14 protein-coding genes and 1 pseudogene are annotated in these 15504 nt (G+C 72.1%); 10 read left to right on the top strand and 5 right to left on the bottom strand.

Annotation, left to right across the window (positions count from 1 at the left end):
- Nucleotides 1-5: 5 nt before the first annotated feature.
- Nucleotides 6-465 (bottom strand): annotated as a pseudogene (locus HTV45_RS29725) (universal stress protein).
- A 145-nt stretch (nucleotides 466-610) separates the two neighbouring features.
- On the opposite strand from HTV45_RS29725, the gene HTV45_RS29730 reads away from it, so the two are divergent.
- Entirely contained in the window at nucleotides 611-1447 is an 837-nt protein-coding gene (locus HTV45_RS29730; protein ID WP_215208996.1) for a polysaccharide deacetylase family protein, read from the top strand.
- A 30-nt stretch (nucleotides 1448-1477) separates the two neighbouring features.
- On the opposite strand, the gene HTV45_RS29735 is transcribed toward HTV45_RS29730, so the two are convergent.
- Nucleotides 1478-2143, bottom strand: a complete 666-nt coding sequence (locus tag HTV45_RS29735; protein ID WP_215208997.1) for a class F sortase — start codon at nucleotides 2141-2143, stop codon at nucleotides 1478-1480.
- A gap of 334 nt (nucleotides 2144-2477) precedes the next feature.
- Between HTV45_RS29735 and HTV45_RS29740 the strand changes: the two genes are divergently transcribed.
- Entirely contained in the window at nucleotides 2478-2975 is a 498-nt protein-coding gene (locus HTV45_RS29740) for a hypothetical protein (protein ID WP_215208998.1), read from the top strand.
- A gap of 167 nt (nucleotides 2976-3142) precedes the next feature.
- Here the strand turns inward: HTV45_RS29740 and HTV45_RS29745 are convergent, their stop codons facing one another.
- Both HTV45_RS29745 and HTV45_RS34930 read right to left on the bottom strand, forming a co-directional pair.
- Nucleotides 3143-3907, bottom strand: a complete 765-nt coding sequence (locus HTV45_RS29745; RefSeq protein ID WP_215208999.1) for a DUF4239 domain-containing protein — start codon at nucleotides 3905-3907, stop codon at nucleotides 3143-3145.
- A 36-nt stretch (nucleotides 3908-3943) separates the two neighbouring features.
- Nucleotides 3944-4075 (bottom strand): hypothetical protein, encoded by a 132-nt coding sequence (locus HTV45_RS34930; RefSeq protein ID WP_285899704.1) that lies wholly within the window; start codon nucleotides 4073-4075, stop codon nucleotides 3944-3946.
- A 660-nt stretch (nucleotides 4076-4735) separates the two neighbouring features.
- On the opposite strand from HTV45_RS34930, the gene HTV45_RS29750 reads away from it, so the two are divergent.
- From HTV45_RS29750 to HTV45_RS29760, 3 genes are all read left to right on the top strand, one after another.
- Nucleotides 4736-5668: an SCO0930 family lipoprotein gene (locus tag HTV45_RS29750; RefSeq protein WP_215209000.1), complete on the top strand. Its 933-nt coding sequence runs from the start codon at nucleotides 4736-4738 to the stop codon at nucleotides 5666-5668.
- Nucleotides 5669-5991: 323 nt separating this feature from the next.
- Nucleotides 5992-6804 carry an SAM-dependent methyltransferase gene (locus HTV45_RS29755; RefSeq protein WP_215209001.1) on the top strand — a complete coding sequence of 271 codons (813 nt, stop codon included), beginning with the start codon at nucleotides 5992-5994 and terminating at the stop codon, nucleotides 6802-6804.
- On the top strand, nucleotides 6801-8942 hold the full coding sequence (locus HTV45_RS29760) for a bifunctional diguanylate cyclase/phosphodiesterase (RefSeq protein ID WP_215209002.1): 2142 nt from the start codon (nucleotides 6801-6803) through the stop codon (nucleotides 8940-8942). The genes HTV45_RS29755 and HTV45_RS29760 overlap by 4 nt, the downstream gene beginning before the upstream one ends.
- Before the next feature lie 310 nt (nucleotides 8943-9252).
- Here HTV45_RS29760 and HTV45_RS29765 read toward each other — a convergent pair whose 3' ends face one another.
- Nucleotides 9253-10137 (bottom strand): LysR family transcriptional regulator, encoded by an 885-nt coding sequence (locus tag HTV45_RS29765; RefSeq protein ID WP_215209003.1) that lies wholly within the window; start codon nucleotides 10135-10137, stop codon nucleotides 9253-9255.
- Between the two features lie 120 nt (nucleotides 10138-10257).
- On the opposite strand from HTV45_RS29765, the gene HTV45_RS29770 reads away from it, so the two are divergent.
- The 5 genes from HTV45_RS29770 (at nucleotide 10258) to HTV45_RS29790 (ending at nucleotide 15437) form a co-directional block, all read left to right on the top strand.
- Entirely contained in the window at nucleotides 10258-10929 is a 672-nt protein-coding gene (locus HTV45_RS29770) for a succinate dehydrogenase (RefSeq protein WP_215209004.1), read from the top strand.
- Nucleotides 10930-10931: 2 nt separating this feature from the next.
- Nucleotides 10932-12881 carry a fumarate reductase/succinate dehydrogenase flavoprotein subunit gene (locus HTV45_RS29775; protein WP_215209005.1) on the top strand — a complete coding sequence of 650 codons (1950 nt, stop codon included), beginning with the start codon at nucleotides 10932-10934 and terminating at the stop codon, nucleotides 12879-12881.
- Nucleotides 12878-13627, top strand: coding sequence for a succinate dehydrogenase/fumarate reductase iron-sulfur subunit (locus HTV45_RS29780; protein ID WP_215209006.1), 750 nt, complete (start codon nucleotides 12878-12880; stop codon nucleotides 13625-13627). The genes HTV45_RS29775 and HTV45_RS29780 overlap by 4 nt, the downstream gene beginning before the upstream one ends.
- 200 nt (nucleotides 13628-13827) lie before the next feature.
- Nucleotides 13828-14604: a GNAT family N-acetyltransferase gene (locus HTV45_RS29785; RefSeq protein WP_215209007.1), complete on the top strand. Its 777-nt coding sequence runs from the start codon at nucleotides 13828-13830 to the stop codon at nucleotides 14602-14604.
- Entirely contained in the window at nucleotides 14601-15437 is an 837-nt protein-coding gene (locus HTV45_RS29790; protein WP_215209008.1) for a 1-acyl-sn-glycerol-3-phosphate acyltransferase, read from the top strand. Before HTV45_RS29785 ends, HTV45_RS29790 begins: the two co-directional genes overlap by 4 nt.
- Nucleotides 15438-15504 lie beyond the last annotated feature (67 nt).

The raw sequence follows: 15504 nt of genomic DNA on the forward strand, positions 1-15504 counted from the left end.
GCGGGCTACGGCACCACCGTCACCGGCCGGCGCCCGGCCTTCACCGCCGTATGGCGACCGATCCGATGAACCGGTGACCGGCCTGCCCGGAGGCGCCGACCACCACCGCGTCCGCCGTCAGGTCGTCCGCCGCCTTCACAGGCCGTTGAAGGGGTCGCCGCGGAAGCTGTGGAACGCCCAGCGGATGTCGTGGACTCCCCTCATCCGGTCCATCGCCTCCCGGATCCGTGCCGCCAGGTCCCCGGCGCTCTCGTCGGTCGTGCCGGCCACCGGCGCGCCGAGCGCCGCACCCGCCGCCAGGACCGGCTGTACGTACACGACGGCGAGCAGCGCACCCTGCCGCCGGGCCGGGCCGGAGACGTAGGCCGCCGCGCGCAGCGACGAGTCGGAGCCGTCCACACCCGCCACGATCACCTGCGGGCCGTCCGTACCCCGTTCGAACCCACCGGACCGCTGTGCCGTCACGTCGGCGAGGGCACCGGACCACGTCGTCCCGGCCGCCGGGCGGCCGGGAGGATCCCCCGCCCGCACTCCGCCGACCGGGTGGAATCATGCCGCCGCACCGGTGTCGCTGAGGTGCGTCGGCCCTCCGCGGGGCGACTGATGAGTCATGCAGAAGGATCAGTTGCTCACCCGGCGCCGGGCCCTGCTCACCGGCGCCGCCACCCTGGGGGCTGCGGGTGTCGCCGCGGCACTCTCGCCGGCCACCGGGAACCGGGCCGCGCCCTCAGCGCCGCCCGCCGCCGGCGCCCAGGCCGCCAGCAGACCGCTCCTGCCCTCCGCGTACCGCCTGCGGCCGCTGACCGGCTACGGACCGCCGCGCGCCACCGGCACGACACCGGTGCGCGAGGAACCGCTGCTGCGGGTGGACGGGCGCGGTCGCACGATGGTGCTGACCTTCGACGACGGGCCCGACCCCCGCTACACCCCGCACATCCTGGACACACTGGCCCGCTACGACGTGCGCGCGATGTTCTTCGTCTGCGGCGAGATGGCCACCGGGAATCGGGACCTGCTGGCCCGGATGGCGGACGAGGGTCATGTGGTCGGCAACCACACCTGGACCCACCCCCTGCTCACCCGGCTCAGCCGCCGCCGGATCCGCTCCGAGATGGAACGCACCTGCGACATCGTCGAGAAGGCCTACGGCGAACGCCCCGAATGGTTCCGCGCCCCCTACGGCGCCTGGAACCGTGCCGCCTTCCAGCTCGGTGCCGAACTGGGCATGGAGCCCATGGCCTGGACGGTCGACACCCTCGACTGGACCACGCCGGGCACCGCCACCATCGTCGACCGGGTGGAGGACGGTGCCGCCCCCGGCGTCGTGGTGCTCTCGCACGACGCGGGGGGCGACCGCTCGCAGAGCGTGCGGGCCCTGCGCGCCTACCTGCCCGAACTGCTGGACTCCGGCTACCACGTCACCGTGCCCCGCCGGCACTACGCCTGAGCGGCCCCCGCCCGCCCGGACGGGGCCCGCTCAGCGGACCTCGGCCAGGCGGGCGAAGGCGACGACGTTCCCGTCGTAACCGTCTCGCTGGGTGAAGCCACCGCCGCAGGTGATGACCCGCAGCTCCGCGGTCCCCTTGGAGGCGTAGACCCGGTCGCCGGGGAAGTCGTTCTTCGCGAAGACCTCGATGCCGTAGATCTCGAACACGGCCGTCTTCCCGTCGCCCCGCGCGATCTCGACGCGGTTGCCCTTCTTCAGCGCCCCGAGCCCGTAGAACACCGCCGGACCCTGCGCGTTGTCGACATGGCCGACGACGACCGCCGTGCCCTTCTCGCCCGGTGAGACCGCGCCGGTGAACCAGCCCGCCAGATTCGGGTCCTGGGGCGGCGGCGCGTCCACCCAGCCCTCGGCGTCCAGACCCACCGGCAGCACCGGCGCGTCCACCTGGATCGCCGGGATCCGCACCCGTTCCGGTACCGCGTACGGCAGCGGCGGCACCGCGTCGGCCACGATGCCGGGGGTCCGGCTGCCGGCGGCGGCGGCGCCGGCCGGCTGGGGCGGACCCACGTCGAATTCCCCCGAGCCGTTCCGGATGAGGGCGAGGCCGGTCAGCAGCACCAGCGCTATCACGCCCCACGGGGCGCGCCTCCTCGGCCGCGCCTCCCATTCGGCTTCGTCCGGCTCGAAAGCAGACATTCGCCTTCCCCTCTCGACACGGCCGTCGCCGTACCACTCGCGCATGATCGGAACGCTAGGCGGCGCGCGCGCAACCGGCGACGGGGCGGCGGCGAACGGGTGGCCCGGACCGGGGCCGGGTGCGCCATCCGGGGCAGTTCCGACGAAGATCTTCTGACGGTCCGTGACCTGCGGCGATATCCCTCGCACGGTGGTCCGCCAGGGACCGTGATCACCAGTACGGACCAGCGTCGAAATGCGGGGCGGCGCAGGGCAACTGAGGGTCTTTCTGGGAGACGCTTTCTCGCCGATCGGACCGGGGACGGGACCCGGGGCGTCTTCCGCGGAGGATCACATGCGCAACTCACGTGCCCTGGCGGTCGCCGGAGCCGCGGTCGCCGTCCTCGGGGTCGCCGCCCCGGCGGCCGTCGCGGACTCCGGCCGGGTTCCCAACCCGTCCAACATCGTCGCCCTGCCCAGCGTCATCGCCCGCGGCGGCCAGCTGACCATCACGGTCGACGGCTGCCCCAACGGCGGCACGGCGACCTCCAACGCCTTCCAGCGGACCAATCTGACGCCCGTCAACGGTGCCAACAACACCTCCAAGGGCACCGCCACCGTCGACGACGACGCCCGCGCCGGTTCCTACGACATCACGGTCCACTGCTCCGGCAGAAGCCTGACCCGCCCGGCCGCGTTCACCGTCATCGGCGGCGTCCGCGGCGGTATCGGCGGCAGCAGCACCAGCGGCGCCACGCCCACCGACATGGCGATCGGCGGCGCGCTGGTGGCCGCCGCGGTCGCCGGCGGCGGCGTCTTCTGGATGCGCCGCCGCGCCGAGAAGCGGATCTGAGCCCCTGTCCCCCTCGGCTCCCGTTCCGCACCCGCTCGAAAGGCCGCGCCCCGGATCCCATGGGATCCGGGGCGAAGCACTACCAGGGCCCTTCGTTCGGATCATCCCGGTGTCGCGGGCTGGAGATGCACCGTGTCTCACGGCCGGCCTGATCCGAACGAAAGGCCCTAGCCGTCCAGGTGCGGGAAGAACCTCAGGAACGGGTCCGCGGACGCCGCGAGACCACGGCTGTACGGCGAGTCGAAGTCCCAGATGAGGAAGAGCAGAAAGGCGATCAGTGCGGAGAACAGTCCCGCGAGGACCATCTCCCGGGCGGTGCGCCGGATCTGCAGCGCGAAGATCATCCCGATGGTGATGACAGCCCCCGCGATCAGCCCGAACCACACCACGCCCGGCATGGTCTCCCCGGTCGACTCGGCCCGCGCGCTGCGCGCCTCGTCGGCGGCGGCCACCTGGTCCACCAGCGGCTGGTAGGCCTGCGCCTCGAAGTCCGTCCGCGGCTCGTAGTCGGTGACGTCCTGGCGGAGCCGGTCGAGCAGCTCCGTGCCGCGCCCGGTGACCTCGCCGTCGTCGGCCATGGCCCGCCACTCGGCGGTGACGACGTGTCCGACATAGGCGTTGACATCGTCCCGGATCCGGTCGCGTACTTCCGCCGGGTAGACCCGGACCCGCTCGGTGACCTCGTGCAGCGCCACCGCCTCCGCCCGTACGTGCTCCTCGGCGGCGCTGCGCCCCTCCCAGACGCCCGCGATCGCGAGGCCCAGGACGATCGCGTACACCACACCGATCCACATTGTCATGTACTCGATGACGTCGGGGGTCTCGCTGGTGTCCTCGTCATCGGCCGCCCTGCGGTGCCGCAGAAGGGTGATGACCACCACGACGACACACGCGGCGAGCATCGCGAGGGTGAGAACAAGCCATTCCGGCAAGAGATTCCTCCAGAAGGAGTCGGGACGGGTCGGGCCTCAGCGCGGACGCAGCGCGGCGATGGCGACCACGGCGGGCGTCGTGATGAGCAGAACGAAGGTCAGCGGCGACGTGGCGCCGCCGGCAGGCTTCCGGTCCGGGGTCGCCGCGCGGTACGCCGGGTAGTGCACGGGAGTCGCGGACGGCCGCGGCGCCGGTGTGACCGACGGCGCAGGGGCCGGCGGCGGAGGCGGCGCGGGCCGGACCGGCGGGCGCGGCGGCGGTGTGGGTTCCGGTGGCGGTGTGGGTTCCGGGCGGGCCGGCGGGGGCGCCGGACGGGCCCTGGGCGGCGGCTCGGGGTCCGGTTCCGGGGGCGGGCTGGGGCGCGGTGGGGGAGGCGGGGGCGGTGTGGGCTCGGGCGGGGGCGGTGGTGTCGGAGAAGGCGTGGGCGGCGGCTCGGGGGACGGGGGAGGCGGCAGGCAGGGCGGGGGATCAGTCCAGGTGACGCTTCCCGCGACCGCCACCGCCTCCGTGCCGCCCGGTCCCGTCGACGCGTACGCGCAGGCGTCGGCCACCGCCGCGCCGGGCGCGCCGGCCAGTGCCCAGAGCAGCGTCGTCGCGGCCAACGCCCGGGCGGCGACGCCGGATCGGATCGGTACGAATGGGTGCACGACGAGGATCATGAGTCGTGAACCGTCCGGTCACGCGCGGGAGCCCGGTGATTGCCCCGAAGGAGTTAAAACAAGAAAACCGGGCCACGGTTGAACACAAGGCGTGCCTCCGTGCGTACCCATCGTCGAGCGGCGGCACTGCGGGCGCTGCGGGACCCTGGCGATGATGTGGAGTTGACGATGAAAACCTCCTGGCGGACCGCCTCACTGGTGGCAAGCGCCGCGGCGGTGCTTGCTCTGACCACCGCGTGCGGTCAGGAAGCCGCGCCGCCCCCCGTCAGCCAGAACGTGGGTGCCACGGCTGCGGCGGGGGACTACGGCAACGCCGGCAGCGGTGGCGACAAGGCCGGCGGCGCACAGGCCTCCGCGACCCCCGCCAACACCGCGGGCGAACTGAACGTCTCCACCAACGCCGAACTGGGCAAGGTGGTGACCGACAACCTCGGTCTGACCCTGTACCGCTTCGACCAGGACACCGCCGAGCCGCCCGCGACCAACTGCGAGGGCGACTGCGCCAAGACCTGGCCCCCGGTGCCCGCCGACGACGCCTCGGCCGGCGAGGGGATCGACAAGGCACTGCTCGGTGAGGTCGCCCGGCCCGACGGCACCAAGCAGCTCACCATCGGCGGCTGGCCCGCCTACCGCTACGTCAAGGACGTCAACGCCGGTGACGTCAAGGGCCAGGGCGTGGGTGGCAAGTGGTTCGCGCTGACCCCCGAGGGCAAGAAGGCGCAGGCGGCCGTGGAGGCCGGTCTGTCGACCCGGCAGGACCCCGAACTCGGCGAGATCGTGGTCGACAAGAACGGCAGGACGGTCTACCGCTTCATGAAGGACGAGGCCTGGCCGAAGCCCGTGTCGGCGTGCACCGGCGACTGCCTGAAGAAGTGGCCGGTGGTGGCGCCGGTCGACTTCGAGGACACCAAGGGCATCCAGAAGAAGAACTACATGGTCTTCACCCGTCCGGACGGCGCCGCCCAGCAGACGATCAACTGCTGGCCCATCTACACCTTCGCCGGTGACGAGGCCGCCGGCGACACCAACGGTCAGGGAGTCGGCGGCACCTGGTACGCCGTACGCCCCGACGGAGAGCCGGTCGGCGCCCCGGAGAAGTAACAACCTCCCCAGGGTGTCGTCCACTCCGGATGACGCCGGCCGGGTGTCCGCCCCTCCGCAGCCCGCGGAGGGGCGGACCGTTTTGCAGTGATTCACCTGAACCCATGGAATAGCCGGCGCTGTTTCCCGCGTACTTCCTGGCGTGTCGGAACTCTCCGGAATGCCGCGGACACTTTTCGTCACACACGGGGCCAAGGTGATTCGGCACGTGCCACTGGCAGTGACCGGGAACGGATGGTCAATTTCCGTTTGGGGTCGCTCCCTTGGCGGGCGATCAGTAACCTCTGCTCGAACACCGGATCGCCTACGTCTTGGAGAGATAGATGGAGCGTCCCGCCTGGGCCCCCCGGAGCATCGATGTCACGGTGCCCAGCGTGTCCCGGATGTACGACTACTACCTGGGCGGTTCGCACAACTTCGAGGTCGACCGGCAAGCGGCCCGCAGAGCCATGGAGTTCATGCCGGGACTGCCCAAGATCATGCAGGCCAACCGGGCGTTCATGCGGCGGGCCGTGCGTTTCGCCGCAGCCGAGGGCATCACCCAGTTCCTGGACATCGGCTCCGGCATCCCGACCTTCGGCAACGTCCACGAAGTGGCCCAGGAGGCCGACCCGGACGCGCGCGTGATGTACGTCGACCACGACCCGGTGGCCGTGGCGCACAGCCAGGCGGTGCTCGAGGGGAACGACGGCGCGGACATCCTCGCCGCGGATCTCCGCAAGCCGTGGGAGATCCTGAACAGCCCCGAAGTGTCGCGGCTGATCGACCTGAACCGGCCAGTGGCGCTCCTTCTCGTTGCCATACTGCATTTCGTGGAAGACACGGACAACCCGTATGCGGCGGTGACCGAACTGCGCGAGGCGCTCGCGCCCGGCAGCATGCTCGTGCTCACCCACGCCTCGTACGACGGAGTCCCGCTGCCGCCGGAGCGGGCCGGTGGCGCGGTGGACGTGTACCAGAACATCCGCAACCCGTTGATCATGCGCACGCGTGACGAGATCGCGCGGTTCTTCGAGGGGTACGACATGGTGGAACCCGGACTGGTGCCGATGCCGCAGTGGCGGCCGGACACCGCACCGGAGGACGAGGATCCCTACGCCTTCTCCGGTTTCGCGGGCGTGGGGCGTACGGCGTGAGCGCGGAGCCGGACGGCCCGGAGGACAGACTGCGCCGGTTCGCGACGATCTGGAGCCGGGCGGTCTTCCCGGTGACCTCGACCTTGTCGACCCGCCCGGAGTTCGAGGCGCGTCTGCTGCCGCTGGCCCGCCGGCTGAGCGAGGCACTGCGGGCGAGGGCGTTCGACGCGGACGCGGGCAGGGCGGCCGGCGCCGCCCTGGTGGAGGAGCACTGCACCGACCCGGAGGCGCTCAGCCGGACCCTGGACTGCGTGGACGCCTATCTCGTCCTGTACTGCGGCGAGGACGGCGACCGCGAGGACCTCAGGGCCCGCAGCGCCAGGCTCCAGCACGCCATGGCCGCCGGGTACGCGCAGGCCCTGCGCGAGCGGACGCTGGCGGAGCAGGAGGCCATCGCGCAGGCCGCGCTGAAGGCCCAGGGCGTGGTGGCGCAGGCGCTGCACGCCACCGAGGCCCGCTTCCGCGCGGTCTTCGAGGGCGCCGCCATAGGCATCGGCATCGCCGACCTCGAGGGCAACATCCTCCAGGTCAACGGCGCGCTGCGGCGCATGTTCGGCCTGTCCGAGCAGGGCCTGCGCGGCCGCAAGGTCAGGGAATGGGTGCACCCCGACGACGCCCCGCAGACCTGGCGGCTCTACGAGGAGCTGGTGAGCGGCGAGCGCGAGCACTACCACCTCGAGAAGGCCTTCTACCGCCCTGACGGAACGGTCCTGTGGACCAATCTGACGGTGTCGCTGCTGCGTGACGCCGACGGCGAACCCCAGTACCAGCTCGCCCTCATGGAGGACACCACCGAGCGCCGGCTGCTCAACCTCCGGCTGCGGTACGAGGCCACCCACGACGCGCTCACCGGTCTGCCCAACCGGACGTTCTTCTTCGAACGCCTGGAGAAGGCGCTCGGCGCGGGCGTGGGCCAGCGGTTCGGCCTGTGCTACCTGGACCTGGACGGCTTCAAGACCGTCAACGACAGCCTCGGCCACGCGGCCGGCGACCGGCTGCTCGTCGAGGTCGCCGACCGGCTCCAGGCCTGCGCCACCGCGCCCGGCGAGATGGTCGCCCGCCTCGGCGGCGACGAGTTCGTGGCGCTGACCACCGGCCGCGACACCCAGCGCGCGGTGGACGAGCTCGCCGCCCGCATCATGAACGCGTTGCTCGCCCCGATCAGTGTCGACGGCCGGGATCTGACCGTGCGCGGCAGTATCGGCATCGTCGAGGGACCGGCGGGGGAACGCAGCGCGGCGGAGGTGCTGCGCAGCGCCGACATCACCATGTACCGGGCCAAGTCGGCGGGCGGCAACCGCTTCGAGCTCGCCGACGAGGAGGCCGACGCCCGCGCCATCACCCGGCACGGCCTCACCACGGCGCTCCCCGCCGCCCTGGACCGGGGAGAGTTCTTCATCGAGTACCAGCCCCTGGTCCACCTCGGCGACGGCAGCGTCCGGGGAGCCGAGGCGCTGGTGCGCTGGCTGCATCCGCAGCACGGCGTGCTCTCCCCGGACCGTTTCATCCCGCTCGCCGAGCACACCGGACTCATCGTGCCGCTGGGGCGCTGGGTCCTGGAGCAGTCCGTGCGCCAGGCCGGCGAGTGGCGGGACCGCCACGGGGGCGAGGCGCTCGGTCCCCTGCGTATCAACGTCAACCTCTCGCCCTGCCAGCTCACCCACCCCGGCCTGGTCCAGGACACGGTGGACATTCTGGAGCGTACGGGCGTGTCCCCCGACGCGCTGTGCCTGGAAGTGACGGAATCGGCGCTGATCGGCGCCGACGACGACCTGCTGAAGCCGCTGCGCCGGCTCGCCGAGATGGGTGTCGACATCGCGCTGGACGATTTCGGCACCGGCTACTCCAACCTCGCCAACCTGCGCCGCCTCCCGGTGAGCGTCCTCAAGCTCGACCGCTCCTTCACCCAGAGCATGCAGCAGTTTCCGGCCGACCCCGTCGACCTGAAGATCGTCGAGGGGATCGTCTCGCTGGCCCACAGCCTCGACCTCGCGGTCACGGTGGAGGGCGTCGAGACCGGCGCCCAGGCCGAACAGCTCCGCATCCTCGGCTGCGACACGGCTCAGGGCTGGTACTACGCCCGCCCGGGCCCGCCGGACCGCCTCCACGAACTGGCCCTGGTGGACGCCACGGGCTAGCCGCCCGGCGGCTCGGGGCGTACGGCGCCCGCGGGCGCGTCGTGGTCGCTGGCGCAGTTCCCCGCGCCCCTGAGGCGTGCGGCCGGAACGGACGGAGAGCGATCGGGCGGGGATGAGCCAGGGGAGAGACCCGGTGCGGGCGGCGATCGCGGGGGAGCCGCGACTGATGGACCCGGAGTTCACCGGAACCTCCTGGCCCTCTTCCCCTCAGGGGCGCGGGGAACTGCGCGAACGGGCGTCCGGGGGCGGAGCCCCCGGTGAGGGACGGGAAGGGGCGGCAGGGGCGAGAAGCCCTCCCCGCACACCCGCCTCAGCGTTCCAGCAGCATCCGCTGCAGCTCCCGTGCCGCCCGGGGCGGAGCCACGTCGCTGCGGTGGGCCAGCGCGATGGCCCGGTGCAGCCCCGGCCGGGCCAGCGGAGTGACCCGCAGCCCGTGCCCCGACCGCGCCGCCACCATACGAGGCACCACCGCCACCCCCAGCCCCGCCCGCACGAACCCCAGTACCGCGTCCATCTCGCCGCCCTCCACCGCGAACTCCGGCTCGAACCCTTCCGCCCGGCAGGCCGCCACCGTCAGCTCGCGCAGGTCGTACCCGTGCCGGAACATCACCAGCCGCTCGCCCTCCAGATCGGCGATCCGCACCGTCTCCCGTCCCCGCCCCGGCCGCGTGGCATCCGGTGACGAGACCACCACCAGGTCCTCCCGCAGCAGCTCCACCGTGGTCAGCGCCGGCGACGGAGTGGGCAGCGGCAGCACCACCAGGGCGAGATCCAGCGCACCGCGCGCCAGCTCCCGTACCAGGTCGTGCGAGCCGCCCTCCTCGATCAGCAGCCGGACACCCGGATACCGGTCGTGGAACGCGCGCAGCACATCCGGCAGCAGCCCGGTGCACAGACTCGGCGTCGCACCCATCCGCACCCGCCCGCCGCGCAGCTGCGCGACCTCCTGCACCTCGTGCCGCGCCGTGTCCGCGTCGGCCAGGATCCGCCGGGCCAGCGGCAGCAGCGCCTCGCCCGCGTCGGTCAGCGTGATGTTCCCGCGCGCCCGCCGGAACAGATCCGCGCCCAGTTCCCGCTCCAGCGTCCTGATCTGCTGCGACAGGGACGGCTGGGCGACATGGACCAGCTCCGCGGCCCGGGTGAAGTGCCGCGTCTCGGCGACCGCCACGAAATACTGGAGCTGTTGGAACTGCATCGGCCCATCATAGGCTCCCTCTATCAATTCGAGGCAGACCATGTCTTGGACCGATGGGGCCCTCCGGCCCTAGCGTCTGATGGCATGGCTCTGGCAACGCGGACGGACCGACGGCCGTCCATGGCACGCACCGTGTGGGACTCGACCGTCGGCAAGAAGACAGTGATGGCGGTCAGCGGCCTGATCATGCTGCTGTACCTGGTCGCCCACATGATCGGGAACCTGAAGATCTTCTTCGGGGCCGGCGAGTTCAACCACTACGCCCACTGGCTGCGCACGGTCGGCGAACCGTTCATGCACTACGAGTGGACGCTGTGGCTGATCCGCGTCGTCCTCGTCGTCGCCGTGGTCGCCCACGCCGTCTCCGCCTACCAGCTCAGCCGCCGCGACATCAAGGCGCGCCCCGGCAAGTACGTGCACAGGAAGGCGCGGACGAGCTACGCGACGCGCACCATGCGCTGGGGCGGCGTCATCCTCGCCCTGTTCATCGTCTGGCACCTCCTCGACCTGACCACCGGCACCGTGCACCCCGGCGGTTTCGAGAGCGGCAAGCCCTACCAGAACGTCGTGGACACCTTCTCCACCTGGTACGGCAACGCCGTCTACGTCGTCGCGATGCTCGCCGTCGGCCTGCACATCCGGCACGGCTTCTGGAGCGCCGCCCAGACCCTCGGCGTCGGCAGCCGCAGCCGCGACCGCGCCCTGAAGACGACCGCCAATGCCCTCGCGCTGCTGCTCACGGCCGGCTTCCTCGCCGTCCCCGTGGGCGTCATGACCGGAGTGGTGAGCTGACCATGACTTCCTACACCGAGTACACGACCGGCGAACCGGTCGCCGACACCAAGGCCCCCGCCGGCCCGGTCCACGAGCGCTGGGACAGGCGCCGCTTCGAGGCCGGACTGGTCAACCCCGCCAACCGGCGCGGCAAGACCGTCATCGTCGTCGGCACCGGCCTGGCCGGCGGCTCCGCCGGCGCCACCCTCGCCGAACAGGGTTACCGTGTCGTCCAGTTCTGCTACCAGGACTCCCCGCGCCGCGCCCACTCCATCGCCGCGCAGGGAGGCATCAACGCGGCCAAGAACTACCGCAACGACGGCGACTCCGTCCACCGCCTGTTCTACGACACCGTCAAGGGCGGCGACTTCCGCTCCCGCGAGTCCAACGTCCACCGCCTCGCCCAGATCTCGGTCGAGATCATCGACCAGTGCGTCGCCCAGGGCGTCCCCTTCGCCCGCGAGTACGGCGGACTGCTCGACACCCGCTCCTTCGGCGGCGTCCAGGTCTCCCGCACCTTCTACGCCCGCGGCCAGACGGGCCAGCAGCTCCTCCTCGGCGCCTACCAGGCGCTCAGCCGGCAGATCGCCGCCGGCAACGTCGAGATGCACCCGCGCACCGAGATGCTCGACCTGATCGTCGTCGACGGCCGGGCCCGGGGCGTCGTCGCCCGGGACCTGATCACCGGGAGGATCGACACGTACTTCGCGGACGCGGTGGTTCTCGCCAGCGGCGGCTACGGCAACGTCTTCTACCTGTCGACGAACGCGGTGAACTCCAACGCCACCGCCGTCTGGCGGGCGCACCGGCGCGGCGCGTACTTCGCCAACCCCTGCTTCACGCAGATCCACCCGACCTGCATTCCGCGCACCGGCGACCACCAGTCCAAGCTCACCCTGATGAGCGAGTCGCTGCGCAACGACGGCCGGATCTGGGTGCCGAAGGCGAAGGGCGACGACCGCTCGCCGGACAGGATCCCCGAGGAGGAGCGCGACTACTACCTGGAACGCCTCTACCCCTCCTTCGGCAACCTCGTGCCCCGCGACATAGCCTCCCGCGCCGCCAAGAACGTCTGCGACGAGGGCAGGGGAGTGGGCCCCGGAGGCCAGGGCGTCTACCTCGACTTCGCCGACGCCATCGAGCGCATGGGCCGGGGGGCCGTCGAGGCCAGGTACGGCAACCTCTTCGACATGTACCAGCGGATCACCGACGAGGACCCGTACCAGGTGCCGATGCGCATCTACCCCGCCGTGCACTACACGATGGGCGGCCTGTGGGTCGACTACGACCTCCAGACCACCGTCCCCGGCCTGTTCGCGATCGGTGAGGCCAACTTCTCCGACCACGGCGCCAACCGGCTCGGCGCCTCCGCGCTGATGCAGGGCCTGGCCGACGGCTACTTCGTCCTCCCGGCCACCGTCAACGACTACCTCGCCCGCCAACCGCACCGGGACACGGTGACCGACGAACACCCGGCGGTGCGGGAGGCGCTGGCCGGGACCCGGGACCGGATCGACCGGCTCCTGTCGGTGGACGGCGACCGCACCCCCGACTCCTTCCACCGCGAGGTCGGCGAACTGATGTGGGAGTTCTGCGGCATGGCCCGCAGCGACTCCGGACTGCGCAAGGCGCTGGAGCGCATCCCGCAGATCCGCGAGGAGTTCTGGCGGCGCGTCAAGGTCCCCGGTACCGGCGAGGAGTTCAACCAGTCGCTGGAGAAGGCCAACCGCGTCGTCGACTACCTGGAGCTCGCCGAGCTGATGTGCCTCGACGCGCTGCACCGCGCCGAGTCCTGCGGCGGCCACTTCCGTGAGGAGTCCCAGACCCCGGACGGTGAGGCCGCCCGCAGGGACGGGGAGTTCTCCTACGCCGCCGCCTGGGAGTTCACCGACACCGGTGAGGCGCCTGTCCTGCACAGGGAAGACCTGGCCTTCGAGTACGTCCACCCCACTCAGCGGAGCTACGCATGAAGCTCAACCTGCGCGTCTGGCGGCAGAAGAACGCCGGCGCCGACGGCGCCATGTCCACGTACGAGGTGGACGGCATCTCACCCGACATGTCCTTCCTGGAGATGCTCGACACCCTCAACGAGGAACTCATCCTCAAGGGCGAGGACCCGGTCGCCTTCGACCACGACTGCCGCGAGGGCATCTGCGGCGCCTGCTCGCTGGTCATCAACGGTGACGCCCACGGACCCGAGCGCACCACCACCTGCCAGCTGCACATGCGGTCCTTCCGGGACGGCGACACCATCGACGTCGAGCCGTGGCGGGCCTCCGCCTTCCCCGTGGTGAAGGACCTGGTGGTCGACCGGTCGGCCTTCGACCGCATCATCCAGGCGGGCGGCTACGTCACGGCACCGACGGGCTCCGCGCCGGAGGCGCACGCCACGCCCGTGCCGAAACCGGACGCGGACCTCGCCTTCGAACACGCCGAGTGCATCGGCTGCGGCGCGTGCGTCGCGGCCTGCCCGAACGGGGCGGCGATGCTGTTCACCTCCGCGAAGGTGAACCACCTCAACGTGCTGCCGCAAGGGGCGCCCGAGCGGGAGACGCGGGTGCTGGACATGGTGGCGAAGATGGACGAGGAGGGGTTCGGGGGGTGCACGCTCGCCGGTGAGTGTGCCACGGCGTGTCCCAAGGGCATTCCGCTGACCTCCATCACGGGGATGAACAAGGAGTGGTTGCGGGCCACTCGCAAGGCGGGCAAGCGGTGACGCCGCTGCAGTGAGCCGTTCGCCGACGGGTGCGGACGGGCGGGGCCGGGAGAGGTGCTCCTTCCGGCCCCGTCTCGCCTTCCGCTCCGGTCATTCAGCGTCTCCACATCCGCACTCCTGGCTGCGGTCACGTACACGCCAACCCGGGGCGGAAGAACAGGGGTGTCCCCCTCCCGCTCCGGCGTGACCAGGAGAGAGCCATGACCGGCGTGCTGACCGTCGACCACCCCCCGCGGCCCACCGCACCTCCCCGGTACACCGTCACCCTCGCCCGTGACGAGGAGGACGTACGGGCCGCCCAGCGGCTGCGCCACGACGTGTTCGCGGGCGAGCTGGGCGCCCAGCTGTCCGGCCCGCGGCCGGGGCTGGACGTCGATCCCTTCGACGCGTACTGCGACCATCTGCTCGTGCGTGAGGAGACGAGCGGACAGATCGTCGGCACCTACCGCCTGCTGCCGCCGGAACGCGCAGGGATCGCCGGACGGCTGTACGCGGAGGGTGAGTTCGACCTGTCGGCGCTGGACGCGCTGCGGCCCTCACTCGTCGAGGCCGGCCGCTCCTGCGTGCACCCGGACCACCGCGACGGCGCGGTCATCGGCCTCATCTGGGCGGGTATCGCCCGCTACATGACCGACCGGGGCCACACCTGGCTGGCCGGATGCTGTTCCGTGCCGCTCGCCGACGGCGGCGCGCTCGCCTCCGCCACCTGGGAGCGGGTGCGCACCGGGCACCTCGCGCCCGAGGAGTACCGGGTACGCCCGCTGCTGCCCTGGCGGCCGCGGAACACGGCATCCCCGGCCGTCCCCGCGCGGCTGCCGGCGCTGCTGCGCGGCTACCTCCGGCTCGGCGCCCGGGTCTGCGGGGAGCCCGCGCACGACGCCGGCTTCGGCGTCGCCGACTTCTACGTGCTGCTGTCGATGGACCGGGTCGACCCCCGCTATCTGCGGCACTTCCTCTCCCTCGTCCCCGCCCGGTGAGTCTCCGGCCGCCGGGCGCGCCCTGCACCCCCCGCGGTTGTGTGGACCCCGGCGCGGGGGCGGCCGCCGTGCCGCCGGCCGTGCTGCGGCTCGCGGCGGTCGGGGTTCTGCTGTGCGCCGGGATCGCCCTGCTGCCGTTGCGCCGGCGGATCCCGGCGGGGGTGGTGCGCGGGTGGTGCCGGTGGCTGGTGCGGGCCGCGGGGGTCCGGGTCCGTATCGCCGGGACGGCCGCACCCACGGGCGGACTGCTGCTCGTCGCCAACCACATCTCGTGGCTGGACATACCCCTGCTCGCCGCGGTCCGCCCGGCCCGCATGCTGGCCAAGTCCGAGATACGGCGCTGGCCCGTGGCGGGGGCGCTGGCCGCCCGCTCCGGCGTGCTGTTCATCGACCGCGACCGGCCGCGTGGCCTGCCCGGCACGGTCGCCGCGCTCACCGGGATCCTGCGCGGCGGCGCGGCGGTCGCGGCGTTCCCCGAGGGGAGCACCTGGTGCGGCCGGGCCGGGGGCGGATTCCGCCGTGCGGTCTTCCAGGCCGCACTGGACGCCGGAGTGCCGGTGCAGCCGGTCCGTATCCGGTACGTGGACGCGCGGGGCGGGCCGGCCACCGCTCCCGCCTTCGTCGGGGACGACACCCTGCTCGCCTCGGTGTGGCGGGTGGTGTCGGCCCGTGGGGTGACCGCCGAGGTCGAAGTCCGGCCCGCCGTCCCGGCGGGGTGCCACCCCGACCGCCGCGCCCTGGCCCGAGCGGCACAACCGCCGGCCGTCCCGCTCCGGGAGGTGCACCGGACGGGCACCCACGGGGGCGGGGACGGGCGCGGCCACCGTGAGTGAGCACTATCGAAAATTCAGTGCAATTTGTTACATAGAGGCTGTTTTCGGTCAACTGATCAGGAGAACC

This window comes from Streptomyces sp. CHD11, from assembly GCF_018638295.1.
Lineage (GTDB): Bacteria > Actinomycetota > Actinomycetes > Streptomycetales > Streptomycetaceae > Streptomyces.